This window comes from Cellulomonas sp. P24, assembly GCF_024704385.1.
GTDB lineage: Bacteria > Actinomycetota > Actinomycetes > Actinomycetales > Cellulomonadaceae > JAJDFX01.
In genome coordinates this window covers 4,101,593-4,126,919 of the sequence record NZ_JAJDFX010000002.1, presented here as the reverse complement: position 1 = coordinate 4,126,919, position 25,327 = coordinate 4,101,593, and the positions used below count along the sequence as shown (strand labels likewise).

Genomic DNA, 25,327 nt, shown 5'->3' with positions numbered 1-25,327 from the left:
CTTCTCGGCAGTCATGGGATGAAATGTAGCAACGCGTGTAGCAACGCGGTTGAAGCGCGGTCCCGGCAGCGCCTGATGGAGTCCAAGATCCCGGCGCGTGGACTCTCGCCCGTGTACATAGGTTTGCGGCCGGTGCGCGTCGACGCTGCTCAGAGCACTGGCGGGTCAGATGCCCAGGCGCCCGGACAGCGAGTCCATCGCCGCCTTGGCGGTCTCGGTGCTGACGTGCCCGTAGACATCGCCGGTGATGCGGATGTCGGAGTGCCCCAGAAGCTCGGAGACCGCCTTGATGTGGATGCCGGCCTCGAGCATTGCGGTGGCCGCGGAGTGGCGCAGGGTGTGGACTGTCACTCCCTCGAGGCCGACCTTCCTCGCGGCCGTGGTCATCGCTCGCAGGACGTTGCGCGGGTCCAGGGGCGCCCCGCTCTCTGACGTGAAAACGAGCCCGGACTCCTGCCACAGGTCACGGGCGGCTTTGCGCTCGCGCAGCTGCTGAGCCTGCAGCTCGCGCAGCATCTCGGCCATACCCTCGCTCAACGGGAGCACTCGGCGGGATCTCGCGGTCTTGGGCGAGGTGACCACCAGGCGCCCGCCGATGCGCGAGAGCGTGCTGACGATTCGGATCTCGGCACGATCGAAGTCCAGGTCCTTCCACGCGAGGGCCATCGCCTCTCCTTTGCGCGCACCCGTGGCGGCGATGAACGTCAAGATGGCCGCATACCGAGAGCCGCGCGCCGCATTGAGCAGACGGGCAACGTCCGCCGAGGACAAGAAGCGGGCCTCCTTCGCCGCAATAGCCGGGGGCTTGACGCCGCTCGCGGGGTTCCTCGCGATCAGCCCATCACGCACCGCGCCGTCCAGGATCTGGCGCAGCACGTAGAAGACTCGCTGGACGCTCGCGTCGGCAAGCACAGGGGCGTTGATCGCTGATCCGCGTCGCCGGGTACCTGGCTTCGGCTTGCGCGCGAGCTCCATCACGAAGGCGTCGATATGGGAGGCCCGAACTTGGTCGAGGCCACGCTTGGCGATGGCGCTCGTGAGGATGTGCGAGCGGATGAGGCTCACGTACAACTCCTTCGTCGTCGCCTTGCGCGGGCTGGCGGGCAGTGTCGTCTCCATCCAGTGCTGCGCCCAGGAGGCGAGGGTCATCGTCGCGTCCTTGACCGGAAGGTCCTGACGCCGACGATCCATGGCAGCGTCGAGCTTGGCTCGAACTTCCGAACGGGTATCCCCGTAGTAGGTCGTACGCCGGCGCGCTCCCGTGTTCGGATCGGTCCACGTCACTGCGGAGACGTAGCGCCCGTCGCTGCGACGCCGGTAGATCGAGCCTTCGTCGTTGGCGCGTTTGCCCATGTCTTCACCCCCTCCGTGGCGCGAGCGGTCCCTCATGATCGGACCTGTCGCGATCCTCGCCGCCGGGGGTCAGGCAGCCTGTGGACATCGCGCGACCACACCGCGTTGTGGGCGACGCTCGGCGGCTAGAGTTCATTTCGTCGAGTGCGGTGTCGGGAGACGAAGTCATCAAGCGCCTCCGCCGGCACGCGATGCAGTCTGCCGATGTGGACGGACAAGATTTCACCGGCGTCGAGCAGTTCGTACATGAGCGTGCGCCCGATTCCGAGCCGACGTGCGGCCTCCATCACCGTGAGCAAGAGCTTGTCTTCGGTATTGACGGTGACATTGATGATCTGCTCGTCGGTCGCGCCAGAGCGCAGAATGCGGTTCTCCGGAACCGGAACAGCCAGGCGGAACTGCGTGCCAGTAGACATGGTGACCTCCTGACGGACGGATGCTGGCCACGATGTCTGGAGCCGATAGCCGGAACGATGACGGTCTGCCCGCGCTCGACGCACGCTGTCGAACTTCCGAAGGCGGGTCCGCCCGTCACCTGCGCCGAACCGATGACGCGATCTGTCGGTCAGCGCGTCATCGCGTGGTCTGATCTGCACGTTCTCTTTGCGTCATCCCTCCAGCTATCGATCATGAGCCGGGAAGAGGCGGTTCAAGGGTCCACCTGAAGCCCTCGCTGTGATCGACTCCGAAGTTTGGGAGGGCCCACTGCAACCGCGCCCTTGGAGTACGTCCGCACCGAGAATGTCGATAGCAGAACCGATGACGGCGGCCTCGCCCATGACCGGTGAACGCCGTGCGCGCGATGACGATTTCGCGGCAAGCCAGCTACGCGATGACGAAACCCGATGACGCTCGCCGCCGCTCTCTGCCCCGGCAGACTTCCGACCTGCGAGAACGCGACCGTCATCGTGCCTACTATCGCCTCCGAGCAGCGTCTCCGGTGTCCGAACGACACCGGGAGGCCGCCATGGAAGACACCCGACAAGAAGTACCCGACGCCGAGAAGCGACGCCGACGCGGTGCCGACCGCGACCGCGGACGACTCCTCGAGGCACTCACTCGTATTGACCGCGAGGGCTGGAACGGCCCCACGGGCTCGGCTCTCCTTCACGAGCTGCGCGCCACGATGGTGCGACCCCTGACGATCGACGTCGGCCTGCGCGGTGCGATGGCCTCCCAGGCCGAGGCCTCCGGATGGGAGGCCGTGTGGATCGCTCTGTGCAACCCGAGCCTGCGCGCCGCGCGCTCCCCGTGGGGTGTGCTGTGGCAATCCGCCCGTCGCGCCGTGATCACTGAGATCCTCACATCCCGATTCGCCACCAACGACCGTCGCGCCTGGGAACTGGCGTTGGTCGCACGCGACGGCGCGGTCCGTGTCCCGCTGAGCCTCGAGGCTCTCGTTAGCCGCGGATGGGACCCACCGAGTGACACGCCCGACCAAGCTGCCCAGCTGATCATGCACGACGTCTGCACCCTGGCCCGAGACGCACTGGTGGCCGTCGGCTGGGAGACATCGGAGGCCGACGCCATCGTCGCTGCGGTGATGACGCTCACCGATCCGACCGACGACCCACGCAGCACGGTTCTGGGTTGGCGGTCCCTGTCCAGTGCCCTGGACCTGCCGGCCTGGCAGGCGCGCCGCTTGACCGTCGCGCTGCGCGGCACCGACCAATGGCCGGGCCTGCTGGCCCGGCTGCTGACCGACGACCTCGACCTGGTGGACGACGTCGGGATGCGCAGCGCGCTGCTGGCGACCCGATACCGCTCGCACCGCTCCCCCGTCCTGGCCGCCCAGCGCGCGACCCGGGCCATCGAGGACCGTCCACAGCGTGCCGCGAGCTGAAGTTCTCCACCGAAGCCCCAGGGTTGCCTCGCGTGTTGTACCCACAGCCGCATACCTGTTGGCATGAGGTCAATTCACTCCACAGTGCCCGACGCGCGGGCAAGGACGCTCGGAGATCCGGACTGGCTTTCGGTTGTCGCCATTCACTCGATGGGTGTCCAATGGGTCCACTTGCCGCCTAGCGGCAGCGGTCAGGGGTGGCGCGCGATCCGTTGGGGAACGGGTGATCGCCGATGAGAACTCGATACTTCTTCGCCCGAGTGACGACGTTGGTAGCCTGCGTCGCGCTCGGTGCGAGCCTCGCCGCGTGCACATCGACCAACAGCGACCCGTCGCCATTCCCGAGTGTCACAGCGTCGTCGCCAAACCTGACCCCGTCGCGGACCTCCACACCGAGCGTCGACCCGGCGGTCGCGCAAGCCGAGGCGGCGATTCTGGAGGCATACCGCGGGTACTGGGCCGCCAAGGTCGTCTCGTACTCGGACCCGACGAAGGCGCAGGACCCGAACCTCGCGCGCTTCGCTGATGACACCGCACTTGCGGACGCACAGTCGACGATCTTCACTCTCCGCAGCAACGGCATCTCGATCCCGGGCCAACCCGAGCTCTCGCCTGTGGTCTCAGAGGTCCAGCTCGGCGCGTCCGCAACCGCGAAGATCACCGACTGCGTCGACGCTACGGGCTGGCAACCGATCTACACCGCGACGGGGAAGAGTGCCGCCGCACCGGGCCAACCCATGCGGGTGGTCACGGAGTCGACGGCATTCGTGGCGGAGGGCCGCTGGCTCATTCGGACGTCGCTCGTGCACCGGGATCAGACATGCTGAGACGGGCCCTGGGCACGGCTGTCCTGGGGCTGGCAATGATCGGTGCGACTCCCGCCTATGCGACCGGGTCGGTCAGCTGCCCGCCCGACCTGCCAGCGTGCGTCGTCACGGTGGAAACACCCGGCACACCCGCACAGTCCCCGACGACACCGGTTGCTGCGACGTCTGGAGCGCGCGTGTGTGTGATCGCGCGGACGGGTGTGGCAGTGCCGTGTTTCGACGCGAACTGGGGATGGTTCAGCAATCACGACGGCTGCTACTACCGGCTCCGCGACCCGCAACCTGCTCCCACCGAAGCCGTGTGGGCAGGGCATTACCCCGACGGCGCGGTGTACGACGTTTCATGCCTCGACCCCACGAATGGCCCGGCCACGAGCGGCGGCTGGACGTGGTTGGCGTCCGCGCCGGAGGGCTTCGGGGCAACCGCGACGACGCCGGGCGACGTGGCGGCGCGGGCGGTTGACCAGATGGCGCTGGTTGGTCCGGCGATCGGGATCACGGTCACCCCGGACAAGACAGGGCTGGTGGGTGTGCCGGTGTGGTTGTGGACGGCGGTGAGCCCGACGACGTGGGGCCCGAACACGGCGACCGCGTCGGTCCCAGGGCTGTCGGTGACGGCGACCGCGCGGGCCACGCAGATCGCGTGGGACATGGGCGATGGGACCGTGAAGGTCTGCAAGGGGCCGGGGACCGCGTATGTCGCGGGCGGGGTTCATTCGCCCACGTGTGAGCACGTCTATGTGGCGTCTTCGGCGGGTCAGCCGAATGACGCGTTCCGCGTGACGGCGACGGCGACGTGGGAGGTGACCTGGACCGGGGGTGGGACTTCGGGGACGTTGACGGTCACCCGTTCCTCGTCGACGACCGTGCGCATCGGCGAGCTGCAGGTGCTCGTGACTGGCTGATCGACCTCGAGCGTGGGTGGAGAACCGCCATGACGACGACGAACGACACGACCAGGACCTTCACCCTGAACGCTCGCGGGCGCGGGCCGCTCGCGGCCCCGACGCTGGTGGTTCCCCGGGGCCGGCGCCGCCCAGGTCTGATCACCGCTGGTGTCGGGTTGGTGATGCTGGGGGCGCTGGTCGCGGTGTGGCTGGTGACCGCGGCGGGTAACCGGACCCCCGTGGTGGCCGTGGCCCGTGATGTCCCGTACGGGACGGTCATTACCGCCGCGGACCTCACCCGGGCGGCCGTGTCTGTCGACTCGTCGGTGGCCACGGTGCCGGCCGGGGACTCGGCGGGCCTGGTGGGGAAGGTCGCGGCGACCGACCTGGTGGCCGGGTCGCTGCTCGCGCCGGGCCAGGTGACCACTGCGGGGCCGCCCGGTCCCGGCGAGGTGCTCGTCCCCCTTGCTGTGGCTGCCAAGAAGGTCCCCGCCGGTGGGCTGTTGGCCGGTGACCGGTTGTTGATCGTGGACACCCCACCAGCGGATGCGGACCCGCCCGCGGGCGCCTTGCACACGATCGGGGTGACGGTGGCGCGCGTGGGCGCACCCGACCTGAACGGAGTCGTGGTCATCGACGTCATCGCCCAGGACGGCGACGGGCCGGGCGTGGCGGCGCGCGCGGCGACCGGACGCTTCGCCCTGGTCGTCCAGGCACGCGGGGGGACGTCGTGAGCCTGATCGTGTTGTGCTCAGCGACCGGCGCCCCCGGGGTCACAACCACGGTGTTGGCGTTGGGGTGGGTGTGGCCGTTGGTCTTTCCGGCCCGGCGGGTGCTGGTGGTGGACGCCGACGTCGCCGGGTCGGGCATCCTGCCCGGGTACCTGCAGGCCGGTGTGCCCGCGGGTATGGGCGTGCTGGGGTTGGCGGCCGAGCGGGCCCCGATCACCCCCGACGCCGTGCTCGAGCACTGTGTCGCCCTGGACCCCAGCGAGGACCGGCTGGTTCTAACGGGGATCACGGACCCTGCGCAGGCGCGGGCGTTGTGGCCGGTGTGGTCCGGTCTTGTGGAGGCCGCCCGCGACCTGGGGGCGTCCGGTGTGGATGTGCTGGTCGACCTTGGACGCCTGGGTCACCGCCACGAGCCCACCCTGCTGGTGGAGCAGGCCGACGTGGTCGCCGTCGTGCTGGGCTCAACCTTGGCGTCGGTCTCCGGGGCAGTCTCGGGGTTGCGGGCGTTGAGGGACACCCGCGGGCCCGGTCCCTCGACAGGCGCGGTCGTGGTGGGCCGATCCGACCCGTACACCCCGGGTGAGATCGCCCGCGAGCTAAGTCTTCAGCATCTGCCGGTCGTGGCGCATGACACCTGGGCGGCCGGTGTGCTGTCCACCGGTGGGGGTCTGGGGTGGCGGTTCGAACGCTCCGCGCTGCTGCGCAGCGCCCGCGCGCTGGCGACCGGCCTCATGGCAGGTGTGGACGTCCTGGTCCCGGGGGCGGGTTCATGAACGCCGCCGACCCGACCCTCGCATCGCTGCACCTCTCCGACGGGCACACGGCAAACGGGCAGACCTTTCTGGCGCCGGCTCCGGCCGTGCACCTCGACCGTTCCGGCGGCCGCTTCCCGGCTGAAGTGCCCGAGACACTGACTGCGGCCTCGCCTGGCGTGGAGGTCTTGCCTGGTCCGGCGGTGGTGGACCCGTCGCTGGTGCGCGAGGTGCGCAAGGTGGTGGCCGCGCACCTGGCGACCCGGTTGCAGGGCGCCCCGGTTTCCGGTGCGCCGGCCCGCCGGGAGCTGGCCCGGGCCCTGGTGGCACAAGAGCTCGCGGACCGTTCCGGTGCGCGGGTGCGGGCGGGGTTGGACCCGTGGCCGGTCGAGCACGAGATGGCGGTCGCCGGGGCGGTGATGGCGGCCTTGTTCGGGTTGGGCCGGTTGCAGCCGTTGGTTGATGACCCGGGGGTGGAGAACATCGAGGTCGACGGGCACGACCGGGTGTGGATCTCCTACGCCGACGGCCACGACCGCCAGGGCCCACCGGTCGCGGACTCCGACGAGGAGCTCATCGAGATCCTCCAGTTGCTGGCCGCGCGCACCGGGACATCGGAGCGGATGTTCTCCTCCGCCCACCCGGCGTTGCACCTGCGCCTGGATGACGGGTCGCGCCTGGCCGCGATGGCCTGGACCACCCCCAAGCCCCACGTCGTGATCCGCCGCCACCGGGTCCGCGACGTCGACCTGGACGACCTCGTGGATCTAGGCACCTTGGATACCGCGTTGGCCGGGTTCCTGCGGGCGGCGATCGGTGCGGGCAAGAACATCGTGGTCACCGGACTGCAGAACGCCGGCAAGACCACCCTGATCCGCGCCCTGGCGAACGAGTTCGCCCCCCTGGAGCGCTTCGCCACGATCGAGAAGGAGTACGAGCTGCACCTGCACGACCTGCCCGTCCGCCACCCGCGAGTGGTGGCCATGGAAGCCCGCGAGGGCTCGGCGGAGACCGGTCCCGGCGGGCACCGCGCCGGGGAGATCACCCTCACGGACCTGGTCACCGACGCGCTGCGGATGAACCTGCGCCGGATCATCGTCGGGGAGGTCCGCGGCGGTGAGGTCCTACCGATGCTGGAGGCGATGTCCACCGGGGACGGATCCTTGTGCACGATCCACGCCCGCACCGCCCAGCACGCGATCGACCGCATCGTGACGTTGTGCCTGTCGACCGGGCTGGGGATGACCGACACGTTCGCCTACCGGCTCCTGGCCGGGTCCGTGGACCTGCTGGTGCACTTGACGTTGGTGGACGAGTCCGCTGCCGGTGGGCCCAAGCACCGGTTCGTGTCCCAGGTCGTGGAGATCAACGGCCTCGGTGAAGGCTCCCGCCCCACCACCACGGCCGTCTTCGGCCCGGGCCCGGACGGTCGAGGTGTCCCGCTGCACCGCCCGCAGTGCCTGCCCGACCTGGTGCGGGCCGGGTTTGACGCCGCATTCCTGGACCACCCGGGCGGAACCTGGACCACCCGACTGAACCCACCCGCTCCCCGCACCGCCCCCAGCCATCGGGACACGGGAGGCTTCCGGTGAGCGCGCTGCTGGTCGGGGTCACCGGCGCACTCGTGGCGGTGGGGGGTCCTGGCGATCCTGGTGGGCGCCCGGCGCACAACGACACCGCCCGTGAGACGGCCGCGCCGGCGTCGGCCCGCCAGGCCGACACCGGTCGCGCTGCGCACGGGGTGGGCGCGCTGGCGTTGGCCGGTCGCCCTGGGTGCGGGCGCGGTGGTGTGGGTGGTCTCACGGTGGCCGGTCGCCGGGGCGATCGTGTCCGCGACGCTGATCGGGCTGCCGGTCCTGCTGGGCACCACCCAGGTCGCAGCCCGGGGCATCGACCGGATTGAGGCCATCGAGGAATGGACGAGGCGCCTGGCGGACATCCTGCTGGCCGGGGTGGGCCTGGAACAAGGGATCACCACCAGCCTGCGCACCTGCCCACCACCGATCAGCCTCGAGGTCACCGCCCTGGTCGCAAGGCTGGCGGCCAGGTGGCCCACCGAACAGGCGTTGCGAGCCTTCGCCGACGACCTTGACGACGCCGAAGCCGACCTCGTGGTCGCCGCACTGGTGCTGGCGTCGCGGCGCCGGGGACCGGGCCTGGCCCGGGTGCTGACCGCGGTCGCGGACTCGGTCGCCGACGACGTCGCCGTGCGCCGCAAGGTCGAGGCCGAACGCGCCAAACCCCGCACCACCGCCCGCGCGGTGACCCTGATCACCCTGGGCGTCGCGGGCGCCGGGGCCCTGAACGGCACCTACCTCGCCCCCTACGGCGACCCGATCGGCCAGGTCGTCCTGGCCATCATCGCCACCGGGTTCATCGGCTGCCTGGCGTGGATGCGGGCACTGACCCTTTCCCCACCCGAACCCCGCTTCCTCACCGTTTCACATGGGTTCACCAATACCGAAGGCGACGGGGTCGCGAACTCGAGAGGGTGGGAGCGGTGATCACCTGGCAGATCCTGCTCGCCGGCGCAATGGTCGGCGCCGGCGTCAGCGTCCTGATCGCCGGGCTGGTGCCGACCCGCCCGAACCTGCACGCCGCCCTGGCCCGGCTGGACCCGCGCGCCACCGACCCGGGGCCGCGCACCGACCCGACCCCCACGGCGCCGGGACCGCAGCTGTGGGTGGGTGTCCGGCGCCGGGTGCTCCCGCAGCTCGTGGAGTCCCTGGGCCTGGCCCGGTACACAGCCGACCTGCACATGGTCGACCAGACCACGGAAGACCTGGCCACCCGCAAGACCACCTTCGCCCTGCTCGGCCTGGCCACCCCCACGCTGCTGGCCCTGGCTGCGGCTGCGGCGGGCGTGGGCACGTCGGTCGCGATCCCGGCCGCGGCCGCCGCCGTGTTGGCCGGGGCGGGGTTCGTGGTGCCCGACGTCGACCTGCGCCGGCGGGTCGGCCTCGCCCGGGAGTCGATGCGCCGGGCGGCGTGCGTGTTCCTCGAGCTCGTCGCCCTGGAACGCGCGGCCGATGCGGGCACCACCGAGGCCCTGGACCGCGCCGCGGCCATCGGCGGCTCGAGGGAGTTCGACCGCATCCGCGACGCCCTGCTGCGCGCCGAGCTCGCCGGGTTGCCACCCTGGCAGGGCCTGACCGACCTCGCCGAGGCCACCGGGGTTCCCGAGCTGGGCGACCTGGCGGACATCATGGCCCTGTCCGGACAGGACGGCGCCGCGGTCTATGCGACCCTGCGGGCCCGCGCCACGTCGCTGCGCACCCAGCTGTTGACCGCCACCACCGCCAAGGCCAACTCCGCCTCTGAGCACATGGTCGTGCCCGTCGCCCTGCTCGGGGTCGCGTTCATGGCCCTGATCGCCTACCCCGCCTTCACCCGCATCCTGTTCGGCTAACCCCATCAGATCGGAGCACGCCATGCCCACCACCGCCTGGATCCTGCTGACCGGGTACCTGGCCACCACCCGCCGACTCATCGGAGACCGCACGCGCAGCATCCGCACCGGACCGGGCGGCGCCGGTGCCGGCGACGCGGGGTCCAATACGTTGGAGCTGGTCATCATCGTCCTGGGGCTGATCGCGGTCGCCACCTTGCTTGTCGTGGCGATCACCGCCGCCGTCACCCGCCGCGTCAACCAGGTCAACTAACCCAACCCCGAGCCGATGACCACGACGACGCTGGCACCTTGCCCCCGGGCCCCGCAGGCCCGGGCACGGTGGCGCGCCGGGTGGGCGAGGCGGGACGCGGGCTCGGTCAGCGTGGAGATCGCAGTCCTGTTCCCGGTGCTGCTGGCCCTGATCGTCGCGATCGTGCAGTACGGGCTGTGGTTCCACGCCCGCTCCCTGGCCCTGGCCGCCGCCCAAGAAGGCGTCACCGCCGCCCGCACCTACACCGCCGAACCCGCCGCCGGACCCGCCCGGGCCCGGCAGTTCCTGAGTGCCCACGGCGCCGGCACCCTGACCGACGTGACCGTGACCGCCACCACGCCCGGCGGCGGGCAGGTCGGGGTCCAGGTCACCGGCCGGTCCCTGTCAATCCTGCCCGGTGTGCCCGGCCCCACCGTCACCCAGTCCGCCACCGGACCCCGGGAACGCTTCACCACGCCAGGTGCACCATGAACCACCTAGCGCAGTTGACCACCGACCGCCAGCGCGGTTCGGCGACCCTAGAGCTGGCGATCCTGGCCCCGGCCCTGCTGCTCCTGCTCGGCCTGGTGGTCCTGGCCGGGCGAGTGCAGGTCGCCGCCGGGGCCGTCGAGCACGCCGCCGCCGTCGCAGCCCGCGACGCGTCCCTGGCCCGCACCCCAGCCGCCGCCCAGATGACCGGCACCCTCGCCGCTGATCGGGAGCTGACCGCCCAGAACCTGCGCTGCGCACCGACCACCGTGGTCATCGACACCTCAGGGTTCGGTACTCCGGTCGGGCAACCCGCCACGGTCACCGCCACGATCACCTGCACCGTGACATTCGCCGACCTGGCCCTACCCGGTCTGCCAGGAGCACACACCCTCACCGCCCACGCCACCTCGCCCCTCGACTCGTGGCGCACCCGATGACCACTCTGCGCGCACGGCTGCGCCCGCCCGCCGGCATCGATCGGGAGGCTGGGTCGGTGACGGTGTTCGTGGCGATCACGATGGTCGGCCTGCTGGTCCTGGTCGGACTTGTGGCGGACGGCGGCGCGAAGCTGCGCGCGGCCCAACGGGCCGACGCCATCGCCGCTGAAGCCGCCCGCACTGCCGGTCAAGTGATCGACCTGCCCGCCGCCGTCTCCTCCAGCAACATCCGCGTCGACCGGCAGGGCGCCGTCGCTGCGGCCAACGCCTACCTCACCGCCGCGGGTGCGACCGGGACCGCAGCCGTCTCCCCGAACGGGCAAAGCCTGCAGGTCACCGTGACCACCAGCGCACCGACGGTCTTCCTGGGCCTGATCGGCATCACGACCTTGACCGTGACCGGCCATGCCCAGGTCGACCTTGTCCACGGCGTCACCGGAGGCGGCACATGAACCCCACCCACGCACCCACCCCCACCCGGCGTGCCCGCACCACGGGCGATGTCGCCCGCGCCCTGGCCGCCATCGTCGCCCTGGCCGGCTTCGTCTTCGGTGTGCCCGCAGCCCTGGTGGTGGTGGCGCCCCTGGGGTGGCCGCGCACCTGGCCCACCTGGGACACCGTTCTCACCACGCTGAGTCGACCCGACGACGGCACCCTGTTCTTCGGCGCGGTCACCCTGGTCGCCTGGGGGGCTTGGGCCGCCTTCACCCTCAGCGTCCTGACCGAGCTGGCAGCCGCCGCCCGGCACATCACCGTCCCCTCGATCCCGCTGCTCGGGCTGACCCAACGCGCCGCCGCCACCCTGATCACCGCCGCCGGGCTCCTTGTCGTCACCTCCGCCCCGCTTCTGGGCGCCCCGGCCGCCCGCGCAGCGGTCCTGGTCGACACCGCACCCCAACACCCCTTCACCGATGCCGGGAACTCAACAGCGGCCACCGCAAGCGGTGCGGCGACAGCCCCGGCGACGTCGGCGGCGACGAGTTCCTCGACGGCCGAGCCGGTCGACCGTCATCCGGTCATCACCGTCGCCCGCGGTGACACCCTGTGGTCCCTGGCCGAACGACACCTCGGCGACGGCGCCCGCTACGCCGAGATCCGTGACCTCAACCTCGGCCGACCCCAGCCCGATGGGCGCACCCTGACCGACGACCACTGGGTCTATCCCGGCTGGCAGCTGCGGCTGCCTTTCGACGCGACCGCGCTACCCGCGCCCGTCACCACCGCCAACAGCACGGCGACCCCCGCACCGACGGAAGCCAGAAGTCACGACGTGACCGCGGGCGAGTCACTGTGGGACATCGCCGCTCAGCAACTCGGCGACGGTGCCCGCTACCGAGAGATCTACGACCTGAGCGCCCACACACTTCAACCCGATGGACAAACCCTGACCGACCCTGACGTCATCCGCCCCGGCTGGCGCCTGACCATCCCCAGCGCCCCTGCCACCCCGTCCGCCGCACCCGCCCCGGCTGCCGTACCGGCTCAGCACCCTGCGCCAAGCGCGCCGCAAACCCTCTCGACCGCGCCGCGACCGGAGCCGACGAGCCCAGCGGGCCTGGTCGAACCACGTTCGCTCCGTCCTACGGGAGCCGAACAGGACGAACAGGTCGGATCCGGAACGGCGGGCCGCGGAGCCAATGACGAAACCGTCACGGTCGGCGGCGCCAATAGCAAAACCGATGACGAAACGGCTGAACGACCATTCGCGCAGGACTTCTACCTCGGCCTGAGCGCCTTGGCAGCCGTCGGCGTGATCGGTGAGCTCTCCCGGCGCCGCCACCTGCAGCACCGCAGGCGACGCGTCGGACAACCCATCGCACTGCCCCAGCCCGGCTCCCAGCAGGACGCCGCCGAACGCACCCTTCGCAGCGCCACCTGCCCGCTGACCATCCCCCAGGTCAAGGCCGCCTTGCTCACCTTGGCGTCTCGCAGCTACGCCGCCGAACGCGACCTGCCACGAGTCGGAGCCATCCTCCTGACAGAAACCACCCTCGACCTGCACCTCACCGTGGACGACTACACCCCGGTCGCCCCGTTCACTAGCACCTCACCCCGAACCTGGTCCGCGCCGAACGACGCCATCACAGCCGACGCCACGATCGACGACGACCCGGATCGGCCCGAGCCGTACCCCGCTCTGGTCACCCTCGGGCACACCGATGACGCCGTCGTGTTCGTCAACCTCGAAGCCGCTGGAACCCTCACCCTGACCGGAAACCCCGACGCCGCGGGCGCCACCCTTCGAGCGGTGGTGGCTGAGCTCGCTACAAGCGACCTCACCGGACGCATCGGATTGATCGCAGGCGAGGCCTTCACCGGCCTCGCGGAGGTCTGCGACCTGGCACGCCTGCAAATCGTCGCCGACCCAGGCGCCGTCAACGGCCAGATCGCCAGCCGCAACAAACAGGTCGCCAGCACGCTGGGAGGCATCGGCGCCGACGACACTCTCCAAGCCCGGTCCGATCGCGCCGTAGGCGACGTCTGGCTACCGATCGTCTACGTGGCGACCAACGACGCCGAAACGCCACACCAGCACTGTGCGCCGTGGTCCGGCACCGCCGTGATCGGCGCGGGACCCAGCAACGGCGTCGGATGGTCACTCATGATCGAAAGCGACTTGAGTGCCCTGATCGAACCCCTCGGGCTGCGTTTGCGACCCCAGCGGCTCTCGCGAAACGATCTCGACACCCTCGTGTCGATGCTTCGCACGGCCGACGGACCGCACCGGAGCCCGGACCTGGACGTTCTCACCGCTCCCCGCCCGTTCGACAACGAAATCGCCGACGCCCTCGCCGCGCTACCCGCGCGCCCCGCGCCCGATCCCCAGGCTCCGGCGCAGGGTCTGGATCGCTCGCCACAGGCCGTCCGCGTCAACGTGCTCGGACCGATCCAGATCGACGGCATCCCCCACGGGTCCGCCACTCGGCTGAGCAAGCGCGGGACCGAACTCGTCGTCTACCTCGCGCTGCGCCACAGCGCCAACGGACCAGAGCTCGTCGAAGCCCTCTGGCACGGCAAACGCGTCGACAACCAAGCCCGCAACAGCCTCATCTATCGAACCCGCCAACACCTCGGAGAAGCCAACCTCCCCGTCGTCGACGCCGACGGAACCTACCGCCTCGGCCCCGACGTCGTATCGGACTGGACCGAATTCCAGCGCCTCGCCCGTGCTGGGCTGTCAGCCGGAACTGCGGGAGCCGCGGAACTCCAGGCAGCCCTGGACCTTGTGCGCAACCGACCCCTGCTCGGGACCCGCGACTGCGACTACACCTGGGCCGAGAACGACATCCAACACATGATCGAGACCATCACCGACGTCGCCCACGTCCTCTCGCAACTCCGCCGCGCGGCCGGAGACCACCGCGGAGCGATCGAGGCCGCCACGAAGGGTCTCTTGGTCGAGCCCTGTTCGGACCTGCTCCACCGTGACGCAATATCCGCTGCCCTCGCCCACGGCGACAACGCAGAAGCGGACCGGCTCACTGCCCGCCGCCACGCTCTGCTCGCCGAGCTCGACCCCGACTTCGACGACGAGACCGTCGACAACAACGCATTCAGCCAGTAACTCGCTCGTCTGCGACCGACCGGCTGACCCCGAGGTCGGCCGCGAATTCGAGCGCTACGGTCAACCTCTCGGTACCGGGCCAACACCCAAGCCAGCTACCGCTTGCGGCCGAACAGCCCGAACAGCGTCGGCACCTTGCCTCTGGAAGTCTGTCGAACCGCGCGCGCAACAGGGGAATACAGACCGGCGCGAGATTTCACCTTCTGCTTGACCCGGCTCGGCTTGGTCCACGCCTGAACCTGCGAAATGCCAAGCGACCGCTTCACGCGCCGCTTGGCCTTGGTGACGCCCAGGACAGTGTTCAACGAGGGTCGGCGGTACCGGAACAGCTTCATGACGTGATTCCCCTCTGACCTCTCCGTTGTACTCCATGGCGACGGCTGGCGAGCACGAGGAGGGAGATGCGACACCGCAGCCAGAGGTTCCTGGCTCACGCCGAGGGTTGGGGCTGGTGGTCAGGTCTCCGCAGTGGCCGGTGGCCCGCGGGTTCCAAAACGACTCGGTCCAGGCATTGCCCGGGCTGGCGTGCAGATCGTTCGCAACCACCATGGCCCACCACCGGGGAACTCGGCTCGAAGAATTCCCGCTCAGCGACGACGAGCCTCGCGTGTTGCAGTCAGTTCCGCATACCTCCTAGTGAGGCACCTCGTCAGCAGCGACAGGTGCCCGACCGATTCGGTCGGGGGTACGGGGCATGTGGGCATCGCAGGTGGCGGCGCGGGTGCTGCCGATGGCGGATCCGGGGATCAGTCCGAACCAGACCGGTCTGCCGGGTCTGCCGGTCGTGAGGTCGATCGTGGGGGCGTTGCTGACGTGGGGCCTGGTTGCGTGCGTGGCGGGCCTGGTGGTCTCGGTCATCGTGTGGGCGCTGGGCCATCACCAGGGCAACTACCAGTACGCGGCGTCGGGCAAGACCGGGGTGATGGTGGCGGCCGGTGGGGCGCTGCTGATCGGTGGGGCGAACGCGATCGTGGCGTTCTTCTCCGGTCTGGGTGCGGGGATCTGACATGGGCACCCTCGTGCTCGCAGCGTGCCCGGGGCCGGTTTCGTTCGTCTGTGACCTGACGAGCAACGCCGCCGGGTCCGCGTCGGCCACGGCCTCGGACTACGTGCTGGGCGGCCTCGGTGCGGCGTTCATCAGGGCCGCCGCCCAGGTTGGGCAGATGGCCGTGGGCGCCCTGGACTCCACGACGTCGATCGACCTGACGGCGTCGTGGTTTCGGGCGAACGTCGCGGTGATTGCCGCGATCACCCTGCCGGTGCTGGTCGGGTTGTTCGTGGTGCAGGTGATCGGCTCGGTGCTGCGCCGCGAGCCGGGCGGCCTGGTGCGCGCGGTGGTCGGGGTCGCCAAGGCCCTGCTGGGTGCGGGGGTGGCTCTGGCCCTGACCCAGCTGGCGTTGACCGCGGTGGACGAGGTCTGCGCCTACATCGCCGCGGCCGCCGGGGTCCCGGTCGTCGTGGCGGCCGGGGAGTTCTTCGCGTTCGCCGCCCTGTTGTCCGGGCTGTCCCCGGCGTTGCAGATCCTGATCGGTCTGGCCCTGACGGCGGGGTTCTTGCTGCTGTGGGGGGTGCTGCTGTTCCGCAAGGCCGCCCTGGTGCTGATCGCGGTGTTCGCACCGGTCGCGTTCGCCGGGTCGGCGTGGGACCAGACCCGCGTGTGGACCCGGCGGTGGCTGGAGATCGTGGCCGCGTTGGTGTTCTGCAAGGTCGTCATCGTGGTGGTGTTCGTCGTGGGCGCCTCCGCGTTCACCGGGACCGGACCCGTCACCGCCCAGCCCTCGGGAGGTTCCACTCCGGGGATCACCGAAACCTTGTCCAACGCCCTGGTCGGGTTGCTGCTGTTGACCATCGCGGTGTTCGCCCCGTGGTTGACGTGGCGTTTCGTGCACTGGTCCGGGATGGAAGCCGCCACCGTGATGAACTCCGCGGTGGCCGCCAACCCGATCCTGCGCGGGGCGCGCGGGGCCGGGACCCAGACCCGCTACGCCGCCCAGCAGGCCGTCACCTCCACGATCCTGAGCGGGGCCGGCGCAGCCGCCGCTGCGGGCAAGACCGCAGCTGCGGCAGGCACCAGGGCCACTGGTTCCGGTCCCGGTGCACCGGCGCTGCGCCCGGCTCCGGCGCGTGTGACCGCACCGCGACCGGGTGCAGGTGGCCGGTCATGACCACCCCGAGCGTGCAGACAACGACCACCCGGTTCGGGCGACTGGAACACCGCGGGATCCTGCTGGGCTTGGGCGCCGCACAGCTGGCGCTGTTGACGATCGCCATGGTGATTGCTGTCGGCGGGGTGTACTCGGCCGGTTTGAGTGGCCTGGTCGCGGGCGCTGTCGTCTGGCTGCCGCTCGCCATTGCGGGAACGGCCAGTGTTCGCGGGCGCCCGGTCGTCGAGTGGGTGCCGCTGATCGCCCACTGGCACGCTCGCCGTCTGCTGGGCAAGACGACGCTGGTGACCCGGGTGGGCGCGCAGGCGCGGGACCTGCAGATCCCGGGCGTGCCGGGGAGCCTGCGTGTGACCGAGACGCCGAACCTGGCGGCGGCACTGATCCACGATCGCCGCGCCGGGACGCTCACCGCGATCGCCGGCGTGCGCGGCGAGGGGTTCGTGCTCGATGATGCTTCGGCCCAGGAGCACAAGGTCGCCGCCTGGGGACGCGTCCTGGCGTCCTTGTGTCAGCAGCCCATGGTGGTGCGCGTCCAGCTGGTGTTGCGCACGGTGCCGGACGGGGCGGCTGGCGCACGCCGCTGGTGGCGAGAGAACGCCCGGGCGGAAACGTCGTGGGCGGCGGGCCTGCTCGCGGACCTGATCGACGAGGCCTACTACACGGCCCGCCGCCAGGACGCATTCGTCGCGATCGCCCTGCGAGACCCGCGAGGCCACCGGCGACGGTTGACGGCACGCGGCGGCGAACGCTTCGAGCAGGAGCTGGTGGCCCTGACCGATGCTCTGCGCGGCGCCGAGCTGACCGTGGACCACTGGGTCAGCCTCGATCGCCTCGGTGCGACGCTGCGCCCTGCGTATGACCCTGTTGGCGCGGCCCGCGCAGGTGACCCGGGTGAGGTGGCGACCAAGCGGCTGCTGGGCCCGATGGGTGTCCAGGAGCACTGGTCGTACCTGCGGACCGACAGCGCGGTGCACGCGACGTACTGGGTGACCCAGTGGCCGCGCAACGAGGTCCACCCCTCGTTCCTGCAACCGCTGCTGCTGGCTCCGACCGGACTTCGCACCGTGACGTTGATCGCCGAGCCGCTGCCGACGGCCAAGGCGTTGCGGGAGATCCGTCGGGCGAAGGTCGAGCACGCGGCCGACGCGGCGCAGCGGGCCCGGGTCGGGCGCGTTGAGGACGAGTTGATCAGGGCGCAGGTCGCCGACCTGGCCCGCCGAGAGCAGGAGCTCATCGCCGGGCACGGGGACCTGCGCTTCACCGGGCTGATCACCGTCACCGCGGCGACGCTCGAGGAGCTGGACGGGGCGTGTGCGGCGACCGAGTCCGCCGCGGCGCAGTCTATGTGCGAGATCCGGCGCCTGGTCGGTCAACAGGGCCTGGCCCACGTCGCCGCGACCCTGGCGCTTGCCAGGGGTGTCCTGTGAACCTCGTTCGGGCGCCGCGTGCGGTGCGGTCGACGACGCTGCGAGGGGCGGCCTACCGCCGCTCCCCCGGCGGGTTCACTTCGTGCCTGCCGCTGCGACTGCCCGCGCACCGGGCGTCGTCGGCCACCTTGGCCGGCGTCTACCCGTTCCTGGTCGCGCCCCCGCCCACAACCGGGGTACTCGTTGGTACCGATGCGTTGACCGGCGGCCCGTTCTGCTTCGACCCGTGGGCGATGTACGGCGCCGGGGAGCTGACCAACCCCAACATGGTGCTCGCCGGGGTGATCGGGCAGGGCAAGTCCGCCCTGGCCAAGTCACTGGCGGTGCGATCGATCGCGGTCGGGCGGCGCGTGTACGTGCCCGGCGACCCCAAGGGCGAATGGGCGCCGGTCGCCGACGCGGTCGGCGGGGTCGTCGTGCGCCTCGGCCCGGGCCTGGCGACCCGGCTCAACCCGCTGGACACCGGGCACACCGAACCCGCCATCGCTCACGGGCAACGTCTGCGACTGCTGGCCGCGCTGGCGCAGACCACGCTGCGACGAGACCTGGACGCCGTCGAGCACGGCGCCCTGGACGCCGCCCTCACCGAAGCCGGCCACCGTCCGGTCCCGACGATCCCCGACGTCGTGGACGCCCTGACCGCACCCGACCGGGCGGCCGCCCGGGCAGACGGGGCAAGCGTCGCCGAACGGGTCACCGACGGGCGCGACCTGGCCCACGGGCTGCGGCGCCTGATCCGCGGCGACCTCGCGGGCCTGTTCGACGGCCCCTCCACCCAGGCCTTGGACGCGAATGCCCCGATGGTGGTGCTGGACCTGTCCCGGCTCGGGTCCAACGACGACGCCCTCGCGTTGGCGATGACATGCGCGTCCGGGTGGCTCGAAGGCACACTGGCGGCCGGTGGGGGCAGGCGGTGGGTCATCTACGACGAGGCCTGGCGGTTGCTGCGATCCGTCCCCCTAATCCGGCGCATGCAGGCCCAGTGGAAGCTCTCGCGCGCCTACGGCATCGCGAACCTGCTCGTCCTGCACCGCCTGAGCGATCTCGGTGCTGTCGGCGGCGCCGGGTCCGAAGCGCGCTCCCTGGCCGAAGGGCTGCTCGCCGACTGCTCCACCCGGGTGATCTACCGCCAGGAAGCCGACCAGGTCGCCGCCACCGGCACCGCCCTGGGGCTGACCCGCCCCGAACAGGACCTGCTGCCCGCCCTGCCCCGCGGGACCGGCCTGTGGAAGATGCCCGGCCGCACCCACATCGCGCACCACCGCCTTCACCCGTCCGAGCTCGCCGTCTTCGACACCGACGCCGCCATGCGCGACACCCCGGCGCGCCCCACGGAGGTGGCGTGATGATCGACTCCGACAGTGGCATCCACCTGGCCGAGCAAGCGACCGTCGGCGCCCTGCTCCTGGCCCCGCACCAGATCGACCGGGTTCAGGGGTGGCTGCGACCGGCGGACTTCACCGACCCCTGGCACGCCCAGGTCTACAACCTCATCCGCGAGCAGCACATCGCCGGGCAACCGGTCGACCCCCAAACCATCGCCACCCACCTGCTCGAGCGTCTCGGGGCACGCCAGGCCGCCATCGTGCAGATCCACGACCTGCTCGAATCCACCCCACCTCACCCCGAGCCCGCGGTCTACGGGCGCATGGTGCTCGACGCCGCGCTGCGCCGTGAGGTCGCGGGCCAAGGGGTGCTGCTGCGCGCCGGGGCCCTGCAGTCCGCACTGTCCGGTGAGTCCGTGCCGATGGCGGCCACGTGCGCCCTGGTCGACGCGGGCCTTGACGCCGTCGCCAACCGGTGGGCCCAGGCCACCGGCATTCCGGCGCCCGTGGCCGCAGACGCGCCGGTCCCGCTGCGGGCCGCGCTGCGAAACCCCGGGCTGCGACTGAGCGCCGACAAGCTGCTGAGCGTGCACCCCGGCCGCGACCAGGTCGCCGAACAGGCCCACGAGGCGACCCTGGTCGGGGCCTTGATCGCCCACCCTGACGAGATCACCGCCGTCGCCGCCTGGCTGGCCCCCACCCGCATCACGACACCGATCTGGCGCACCGTCTACGCGGCCACCGTCGAACTCGCCGAGCTCGGCCAACCGGTCGACCTGGTCACCGTCACCTGGGCCACCATGCGACTGAGCCACCACGAACAACAGTGCCCGACACTGGCGGACCTGCGCGAAGTTGTCGACGCAGGGCGCTTCGCCGTCCCCCACCACGCCGCCACCGTCGTCGCGGCCGATCAGCTGCGACGCCTGGCCGAGACCGGCTCCCACCAGCTCCTGGCCGGTGCACGCAATCCCGGGCTGCTCCCACCGGACCTCGTCGACGCCGGCCGGCTGATCACCGGAGCCCTGCGCCAGATCGCCTGCGCGCTGCCCGAACACCTCGGCGAACCCGCAGCCCCGGACCTGGCGGTGGTCCGGTCACTGGAGGCCGCACCACGGCGGGTGGCCCGATGAAACCCCCGGCCCACCGCCCCACTCGGCACGGTGCGGGCCCTGGGTCGTCGTCGCCCGAGCTAACGGACTGGGCACTGATCGCCGGTGGCGCCGTGCTCGGTTTCGGGGTCGTGCTGTGGTGCGGTGCCGCACTGGCATGCTTGGTCACCGGCCGGGGCGCCCCCGACGGCGGGCCGTTGTCCGCGCTGCGGGCACTCGGCGCGGTCTCCGACCCCGCGGCGGAGTGGCCCGCGCCCAGCCATCTCCCGGGACCGATCGTCTACTGGGCCGCCACCGGGGTAGTGATCGCCGCGGTGGTCGGTGTCGTCGCCCTCGCGGTCCACCTTCGGTCCACCCTCACCGGGGATGGGACAACCACCAGCAACCGGCTGCGGGCCCTACCAGGCCTAGCGACCCCGGCCGAGGCGCAGAAGGCGGCCGGGTGCAAGGCGCTGCTGCGCCGCGCCGACGTCGTGCGGCCCTCAGCCGGTGGTGGCGCTACGGCGGGTGATGTCGGGTTCTTGCTCGGGCGGGCCGGTGGCCGCGAGCTGTGGTGCTCGGTGGAGGACTCCGCGCTGCTGGTCGGCCCGCCCCGGATGGGCAAGGGCCTGCACGTGGTGATCCCGTGGGTCCTGGACGCCCCCGGCCCCGTCGTGGCCACCTCCACCCGCCCCGACACCCTCGCGGTGACGATGTCCGCCCGGGAGGATCACGGCCCGGTGGCGATCTTCGACCCCCAACGCCTGGCCGGGCTGCCCGGCGGGCTGCGCTGGTCCCCGGTGCGCGGGTGTGAGACCCCGCGCACCGCCCTGGTCCGGGCAAGGGGCCTGGCCGCGGGGGTCGGGTTCGGGCGCACCGTGTCGGACTCGGACTTCTGGGCCGGGCAGACCGAGACCGCCCTGCGGTGCCTGCTGCACGCCGCCGCCCTGGACGGGCGCCGCGCGGTGGACCTGTACCGGTGGTCGTTGAACCCGGTGCTCGCCGAAGACGCCGTGACCATCCTCAACCGGGACTCGCGTGCCGCGTCCGGGTGGGCGGACGCGTTGGAGGCCGCGGTCCACGCCGACCCGCGGACCCGGGACTCCGTGTGGCTCGGGGTCCGCCAGTCCCTGGCCGCCCTGGCCGACCCCGACGTCCTGGACTCGGTGGACCCCGGACCACGCGACACGTTCGACCCGGCACGGTTCTTGCGTGAGTCCGGGACCCTGTACCTGCTTGCCGCGGCCGTGACGTCCGGGTCGTGCGCGCCGCTGGTGGCCGCGTTCGTCGAAGACATCACCGAAACCGCCCGGGGCCTGGCAGCCCGGTCCCCGGGCGCCCGGTTGGACCCACCGTTGCTGTTGGCGTTGGACGAGATCGCCAACCTCACCCCGCTGCCGTCCCTGCCGCAGCTGATGGCCGAGGGCGGGGGCACCGGGATCACCACGTTGGCGGTGTTGCAGTCTCTGGCCCAGGCCCGCAACCGGTGGGGTGACCACGCCGCCGACGCCATCTGGGACGCCGCCACCGTCAAGATCATCCTGGGGGGCTTGGCGAAGTACCGGGACCTGGACGACGTCGCCCGTCTGCTCGGGGAGATCGACGAGCTCACCGAAACCCGCAACCGCGGACGCGGCGGCGAGAGGTCCACGTCCACCTCGATGCGCATGGTCCCGGTCATGCCGCCCTCGGTACTGCGGACCCTTCCGTTCGGCACCGCGGTCCTGCTGCTGCGCCAGACCCGACCCGTGGTCATCGACCTGCGCCGCTGGCCCGACCGGCCCGACGCCCAAGACCTGATCAATGGGCGCTTGGCCGTCGAGGCGGCCACCGCAGCCGCCGCCAGGGTGGCCACGCCAAACGACATGGCGACCGGCGGTGGGCTCCGATGATGAGAGCACTCCTGGCCGCGAGCGGGCTCGGGTTCCTGGCCGCGCCGGTCATCGCGGTCCTGGCGGCCTTGAACGTGGGCGGCCCCGCAGTGGCGTGCATCGAATCCTCCGCCGGCGGGGCCCTGTCCCAGGCCGCACCCGTGCCCGCGGCCGCACGGGCATGGGTGGGTGAGACGAAGGCCGCGTGCCCGGACCTGCCCGAGACGTGGATCGCCGCCGTCATGGCCCAAGAGTCCGGGTTTCGGCCCGACGCGCATGCCAACGACGCCAACGGCGGCACCTGGGGGCTGTTCCAGCTCAACGCCAGCATCTGGGCCGCCACCTACGCTCACCCGTGGTCGGCGGACCTGAACAACGACGGCACCTGGGACGTCAAAGACCCCGACATCCACGCCCGCGTCGCCGGACAATACCTGTGCAACCGGCTGAACGCCGTCAGGGCGATCCGCGCCACCCACCCGGACTGGGCGTCCTCCCGGCTACCGGTCCTGGACGCGCTGATCATCGCCCACAACGCCGGGGAATCCCGGCTCCGTACCTACCCGGCCATCCCCGACGTCACAGCCCGGTTCATCACCACCGTCGATCAGCGCGTGGCCGCGTGGTCGATCCCCGACCAGGCCGGCGCCCAACGCGAACCCCTGGGCCCGGTCGCGACCACCGGGCCCACCGCCAGCCCAGCAACCGACGCGGGTCCATCGCCATCGGCCGCGGCGACCGGCTGCCTGCCGGGCCTCGGGACCAGCGGGGACGTCGTCGTCCCACCCGGCACACCCGCCGACAGGGCCGCCGCGGTGCAGACGGCGATGTCCTACGTCGGGGCCACCTCCGGGTGGGCGGGGTTGTGCGACAAGCTCGCGTGCCGCGCCTACGGGTACACCAACTCCGGGTACACCTCCGCCGCGGCGCACTGGGACGCCATGCTCCTGACCGGCCACGCCCACCCCGGCGACACCTGCCCACCGCTGGGGTCGTTCGTGTTCTGGGCCACCGGGCGCCCCTTCGGACACGCCTCGATCGTGGTGCAGGCCGACCCGGGCTGTGACCCGGCTAAGACCCTGGTCACCTCCAACGAGGTCTTCGACTCCGCCACCGGCAACCACGGCGGGGTCTACCTGATCTCCCTGGCCCAGATCAACGCCGGCTTCGTCCACGGCGCCGGGTACCTCGGCTGGTCCGACCCCATCTGCCGCGGCGCCCTCCAGGCCCCCGGCGCCACCCAGCCCAACCCACCGCGAGCGGGCGGTGAACGACCATGACCAGCCGGCGTGCAGACTGGCCCACACCGGAGGAGCGGCTCGCCGCCCTGCACGACAAGCTCGTCACGGCCGTCGAGGACCTCGCATCCTCCGACGCGTGGATGCGGATGCTGCAGGTCGCCGCCCGGTTCCCGGACTACTCAAGTGGCGGAGTTGGGGTATTCGAATTCCGTGGATGCCAACTGACCGGGCGCGAGGTTCGCGGCTGCGTGGGTGCGGGTCATCACCGGCCCAACCACGGTTCGAGCAGCCGATGCTCTCCATCCACCAGCGCCCATTCGCCCCCGACGACCGCTCCGAGGGTGGCCACTGGGAAGGTGACCTGATCGTGGGCCGGGCACAGGGCTCGGTGATCGGCACCCTCGTGGAACGACAGACCCGCACGATCCGACTGCTGCACCTGCCGGCCAGAGACGCCGACACCCTGCACGCGGCCGACCTGGCGAGGATGAACGACCTGCCCAACCACCTCGTGCGCTCGATCACCTGGGACCAGGGAACCGAGATGGCCCGCCACCGCACCATCACCGCCGACCTGGGTGCCCCGATCTGCTTCTGCGACGCCCACTCCCCGTGGCAGCGCGGCACCAACGAGAACAGCAACGGACTGCTGCGCCAGTACTTCCCCAAGGGCACCGACCTGAGCGTCTGTGCGCGGGTCAGCGGGCGGGCATGCGCTGGGCGGGATCGCCGCGATGGTCGCGGGGCGGACAGTTTCAAGGACCCGGCCGTGCTCAGCCACAGGGCATGGATCGGTTGCTGCGCGGGACGCCGGCGCCCACGACTTCGGGGCGCATCTGCGGGCCCACCGGTTGCGGCATGTGCGCCGGCTCGTCGCGGTCGTCGCCCGGGTCCTGACCGCGTTGGCCAGGTCCACACCGGTCTTGGGCGGGTGGAGCAGGTGGCCTGGAGCGCCATCACTCTTCCGGCGGCGGTCGAGCCGCGACGGTGCCGCCCGCGGCCGACGGACATGCTCCAGTTGTGGGCGGCTTGGCGCCGGGTCAGTCACGGCCCGCGCCGTGTGTTGGTTCGAGGTCTGGCCGGCTGGTTTGGCGCGGTTCGGAGGCCGGTGGCCTGGCCCCGACGTCCTCGGCGTCCATCGTCAGGGCGGCGAAGTTGGCCAGGGCGCGCTCTGCCTGGGCGAGTTCCGCGCGAACAGCTTCCCCACGGGCTGCTGCAAAGTAGTCGCGAGCCTCGATCTTGGCGAGCCAGGTGCGAAACCGGTCCAGGTCGGCCTCGCTCTCCTCGAGCTCCTCATAGGTGGTGCGGCCACGCGCGGTCTCGTGCTCGAGCTCGGCAAAGAAGGCACCGAACCGCTCGAGAACCTCGCCGTACTCGGTGTTGCGCGCGTCCTGCAGCTCGGCGACCAGGGCATCGTGCTCGGCCGGGTCGGTGACCGTGATCTCGACGATGCGCACCGACCCGCCCTCGCCGCGGACCCGGGCGGCCAGCGCCTCGACCGCCGCGCGGGCCTGCGTGCTCGCGGGGAGCACGCACACGGACTGCTGCAGGTACAGGGCTCCGAGCGAGCGAAGTCGCCGCCACGCGGTCACTCGGGTCGACGCGGGGGCGCCGGCGGTGGACAAGGCAACCAGGAGCCAGTGGGGTCGTGCGGGGGGCCATGGCGTGACCATACACAG

The 25,327-nt window shown here is 71.4% G+C and carries 24 protein-coding genes and 2 pseudogenes; 22 read left to right on the top strand and 4 right to left on the bottom strand.

The genetic code is table 11. From position 1 onward, the window contains the following. Positions 1-165: 165 nt before the first annotated feature. Positions 166-1,353, bottom strand: a complete 1,188-nt coding sequence (locus LJB74_RS19200) for a site-specific integrase (protein ID WP_259310030.1) — start codon at positions 1,351-1,353, stop codon at positions 166-168. A gap of 125 nt (positions 1,354-1,478) precedes the next feature. After that, entirely contained in the window at positions 1,479-1,769 is a 291-nt protein-coding gene (locus tag LJB74_RS19195; RefSeq protein WP_259310029.1) for a helix-turn-helix domain-containing protein, read from the bottom strand. A gap of 551 nt (positions 1,770-2,320) precedes the next feature. Between LJB74_RS19195 and LJB74_RS19190 the strand changes: the two genes are divergently transcribed. From LJB74_RS19190 to LJB74_RS19130, 14 genes and pseudogenes are all read left to right on the top strand, one after another. Further along, on the top strand, positions 2,321-3,196 hold the full coding sequence (locus LJB74_RS19190; RefSeq protein WP_259310028.1) for a hypothetical protein: 876 nt from the start codon (positions 2,321-2,323) through the stop codon (positions 3,194-3,196). A 233-nt stretch (positions 3,197-3,429) separates the two neighbouring features. Continuing rightward, on the top strand, positions 3,430-4,023 hold the full coding sequence (locus tag LJB74_RS19185; protein WP_259310027.1) for a hypothetical protein: 594 nt from the start codon (positions 3,430-3,432) through the stop codon (positions 4,021-4,023). Positions 4,024-4,229: 206 nt separating this feature from the next. Then, positions 4,230-4,928 carry a hypothetical protein gene (locus tag LJB74_RS19180; protein WP_259310026.1) on the top strand — a complete coding sequence of 233 codons (699 nt, stop codon included), beginning with the start codon at positions 4,230-4,232 and terminating at the stop codon, positions 4,926-4,928. A 29-nt stretch (positions 4,929-4,957) separates the two neighbouring features. Next, entirely contained in the window at positions 4,958-5,644 is a 687-nt protein-coding gene (locus tag LJB74_RS19175) for an SAF domain-containing protein (protein ID WP_259310025.1), read from the top strand. Beyond that, a complete protein-coding gene (locus LJB74_RS19170; RefSeq protein WP_259310024.1) occupies positions 5,641-6,414 on the top strand; it encodes a hypothetical protein in 774 nt (257 codons plus the stop codon). Before LJB74_RS19175 ends, LJB74_RS19170 begins: the two co-directional genes overlap by 4 nt. Further along, positions 6,411-7,985, top strand: a complete 1,575-nt coding sequence (locus LJB74_RS19165; RefSeq protein ID WP_259310023.1) for a CpaF family protein — start codon at positions 6,411-6,413, stop codon at positions 7,983-7,985. Before LJB74_RS19170 ends, LJB74_RS19165 begins: the two co-directional genes overlap by 4 nt. A 90-nt stretch (positions 7,986-8,075) precedes the next feature. Beyond that, on the top strand, positions 8,076-8,897 hold the full coding sequence (locus tag LJB74_RS19160; protein ID WP_259310022.1) for a type II secretion system F family protein: 822 nt from the start codon (positions 8,076-8,078) through the stop codon (positions 8,895-8,897). After that, positions 8,894-9,802: a type II secretion system F family protein gene (locus LJB74_RS19155; RefSeq protein ID WP_259310021.1), complete on the top strand. Its 909-nt coding sequence runs from the start codon at positions 8,894-8,896 to the stop codon at positions 9,800-9,802. Before LJB74_RS19160 ends, LJB74_RS19155 begins: the two co-directional genes overlap by 4 nt. Before the next feature lie 22 nt (positions 9,803-9,824). After that, complete coding sequence (locus tag LJB74_RS19150; protein ID WP_259310020.1) at positions 9,825-10,055, top strand: hypothetical protein; 231 nt, start codon at positions 9,825-9,827, stop codon at positions 10,053-10,055. A 15-nt stretch (positions 10,056-10,070) separates the two neighbouring features. Next, a complete protein-coding gene (locus LJB74_RS19145) occupies positions 10,071-10,526 on the top strand; it encodes a TadE family protein (protein ID WP_259310019.1) in 456 nt (151 codons plus the stop codon). Beyond that, complete coding sequence (locus LJB74_RS19140; protein WP_259310018.1) at positions 10,523-10,963, top strand: TadE/TadG family type IV pilus assembly protein; 441 nt, start codon at positions 10,523-10,525, stop codon at positions 10,961-10,963. The genes LJB74_RS19145 and LJB74_RS19140 overlap by 4 nt, the downstream gene beginning before the upstream one ends. Continuing rightward, the gene (locus LJB74_RS19135; protein WP_259310017.1) at positions 10,960-11,415 is read left to right on the top strand and encodes a pilus assembly protein TadG-related protein; all 456 of its coding nucleotides are present in this window, start codon (positions 10,960-10,962) and stop codon (positions 11,413-11,415) included. The genes LJB74_RS19140 and LJB74_RS19135 overlap by 4 nt, the downstream gene beginning before the upstream one ends. Continuing rightward, positions 11,412-12,137, top strand: a pseudogene (locus LJB74_RS20965) (LysM peptidoglycan-binding domain-containing protein); the annotation flags it as partial. The gene LJB74_RS19135 and the pseudogene LJB74_RS20965, both read left to right, overlap by 4 nt. Positions 12,138-12,233: 96 nt before the next feature. Then, on the top strand, positions 12,234-14,528 hold the full coding sequence (locus tag LJB74_RS19130) for a BTAD domain-containing putative transcriptional regulator (protein WP_259310016.1): 2,295 nt from the start codon (positions 12,234-12,236) through the stop codon (positions 14,526-14,528). Positions 14,529-14,623: 95 nt separating this feature from the next. On the opposite strand, the gene LJB74_RS19125 is transcribed toward LJB74_RS19130, so the two are convergent. Then, positions 14,624-14,863 carry a hypothetical protein gene (locus tag LJB74_RS19125; protein WP_259310015.1) on the bottom strand — a complete coding sequence of 80 codons (240 nt, stop codon included), beginning with the start codon at positions 14,861-14,863 and terminating at the stop codon, positions 14,624-14,626. Positions 14,864-15,222: 359 nt separating this feature from the next. Here LJB74_RS19125 and LJB74_RS19120 point away from each other — a divergent pair, with 359 nt between their 5' ends. The 8 genes and pseudogenes from LJB74_RS19120 to LJB74_RS19085 all read left to right on the top strand — a co-directional run. Continuing rightward, complete coding sequence (locus LJB74_RS19120) at positions 15,223-15,534, top strand: DUF6112 family protein (RefSeq protein ID WP_259310014.1); 312 nt, start codon at positions 15,223-15,225, stop codon at positions 15,532-15,534. Between the two features lies 1 nt (position 15,535). Continuing rightward, positions 15,536-16,693 (top strand): hypothetical protein, encoded by a 1,158-nt coding sequence (locus tag LJB74_RS19115; RefSeq protein WP_259310013.1) that lies wholly within the window; start codon positions 15,536-15,538, stop codon positions 16,691-16,693. Continuing rightward, complete coding sequence (locus LJB74_RS19110; RefSeq protein WP_259310012.1) at positions 16,690-18,120, top strand: valine--tRNA ligase; 1,431 nt, start codon at positions 16,690-16,692, stop codon at positions 18,118-18,120. Before LJB74_RS19115 ends, LJB74_RS19110 begins: the two co-directional genes overlap by 4 nt. Next, a complete protein-coding gene (locus LJB74_RS19105; RefSeq protein ID WP_259310011.1) occupies positions 18,117-19,466 on the top strand; it encodes an ATP-binding protein in 1,350 nt (449 codons plus the stop codon). The genes LJB74_RS19110 and LJB74_RS19105 overlap by 4 nt, the downstream gene beginning before the upstream one ends. After that, positions 19,466-20,578, top strand: a complete 1,113-nt coding sequence (locus LJB74_RS19100; RefSeq protein ID WP_259310010.1) for a DnaB-like helicase N-terminal domain-containing protein — start codon at positions 19,466-19,468, stop codon at positions 20,576-20,578. Before LJB74_RS19105 ends, LJB74_RS19100 begins: the two co-directional genes overlap by 1 nt. After that, positions 20,575-22,428, top strand: a complete 1,854-nt coding sequence (locus LJB74_RS19095; RefSeq protein ID WP_396125200.1) for a type IV secretory system conjugative DNA transfer family protein — start codon at positions 20,575-20,577, stop codon at positions 22,426-22,428. The genes LJB74_RS19100 and LJB74_RS19095 overlap by 4 nt, the downstream gene beginning before the upstream one ends. Continuing rightward, positions 22,428-23,687: a transglycosylase SLT domain-containing protein gene (locus LJB74_RS19090; RefSeq protein WP_259310008.1), complete on the top strand. Its 1,260-nt coding sequence runs from the start codon at positions 22,428-22,430 to the stop codon at positions 23,685-23,687. The genes LJB74_RS19095 and LJB74_RS19090 overlap by 1 nt, the downstream gene beginning before the upstream one ends. A gap of 175 nt (positions 23,688-23,862) precedes the next feature. Further along, positions 23,863-24,327 (top strand): annotated as a pseudogene (locus tag LJB74_RS19085) (IS30 family transposase); the annotation flags it as partial. Between the two features lie 361 nt (positions 24,328-24,688). On the opposite strand, the gene LJB74_RS19080 reads toward LJB74_RS19085, so the two are convergent. Then, a complete protein-coding gene (locus tag LJB74_RS19080; protein ID WP_259310007.1) occupies positions 24,689-25,273 on the bottom strand; it encodes a Chromate resistance protein ChrB in 585 nt (194 codons plus the stop codon). Positions 25,274-25,327: the final 54 nt, after the last annotated feature.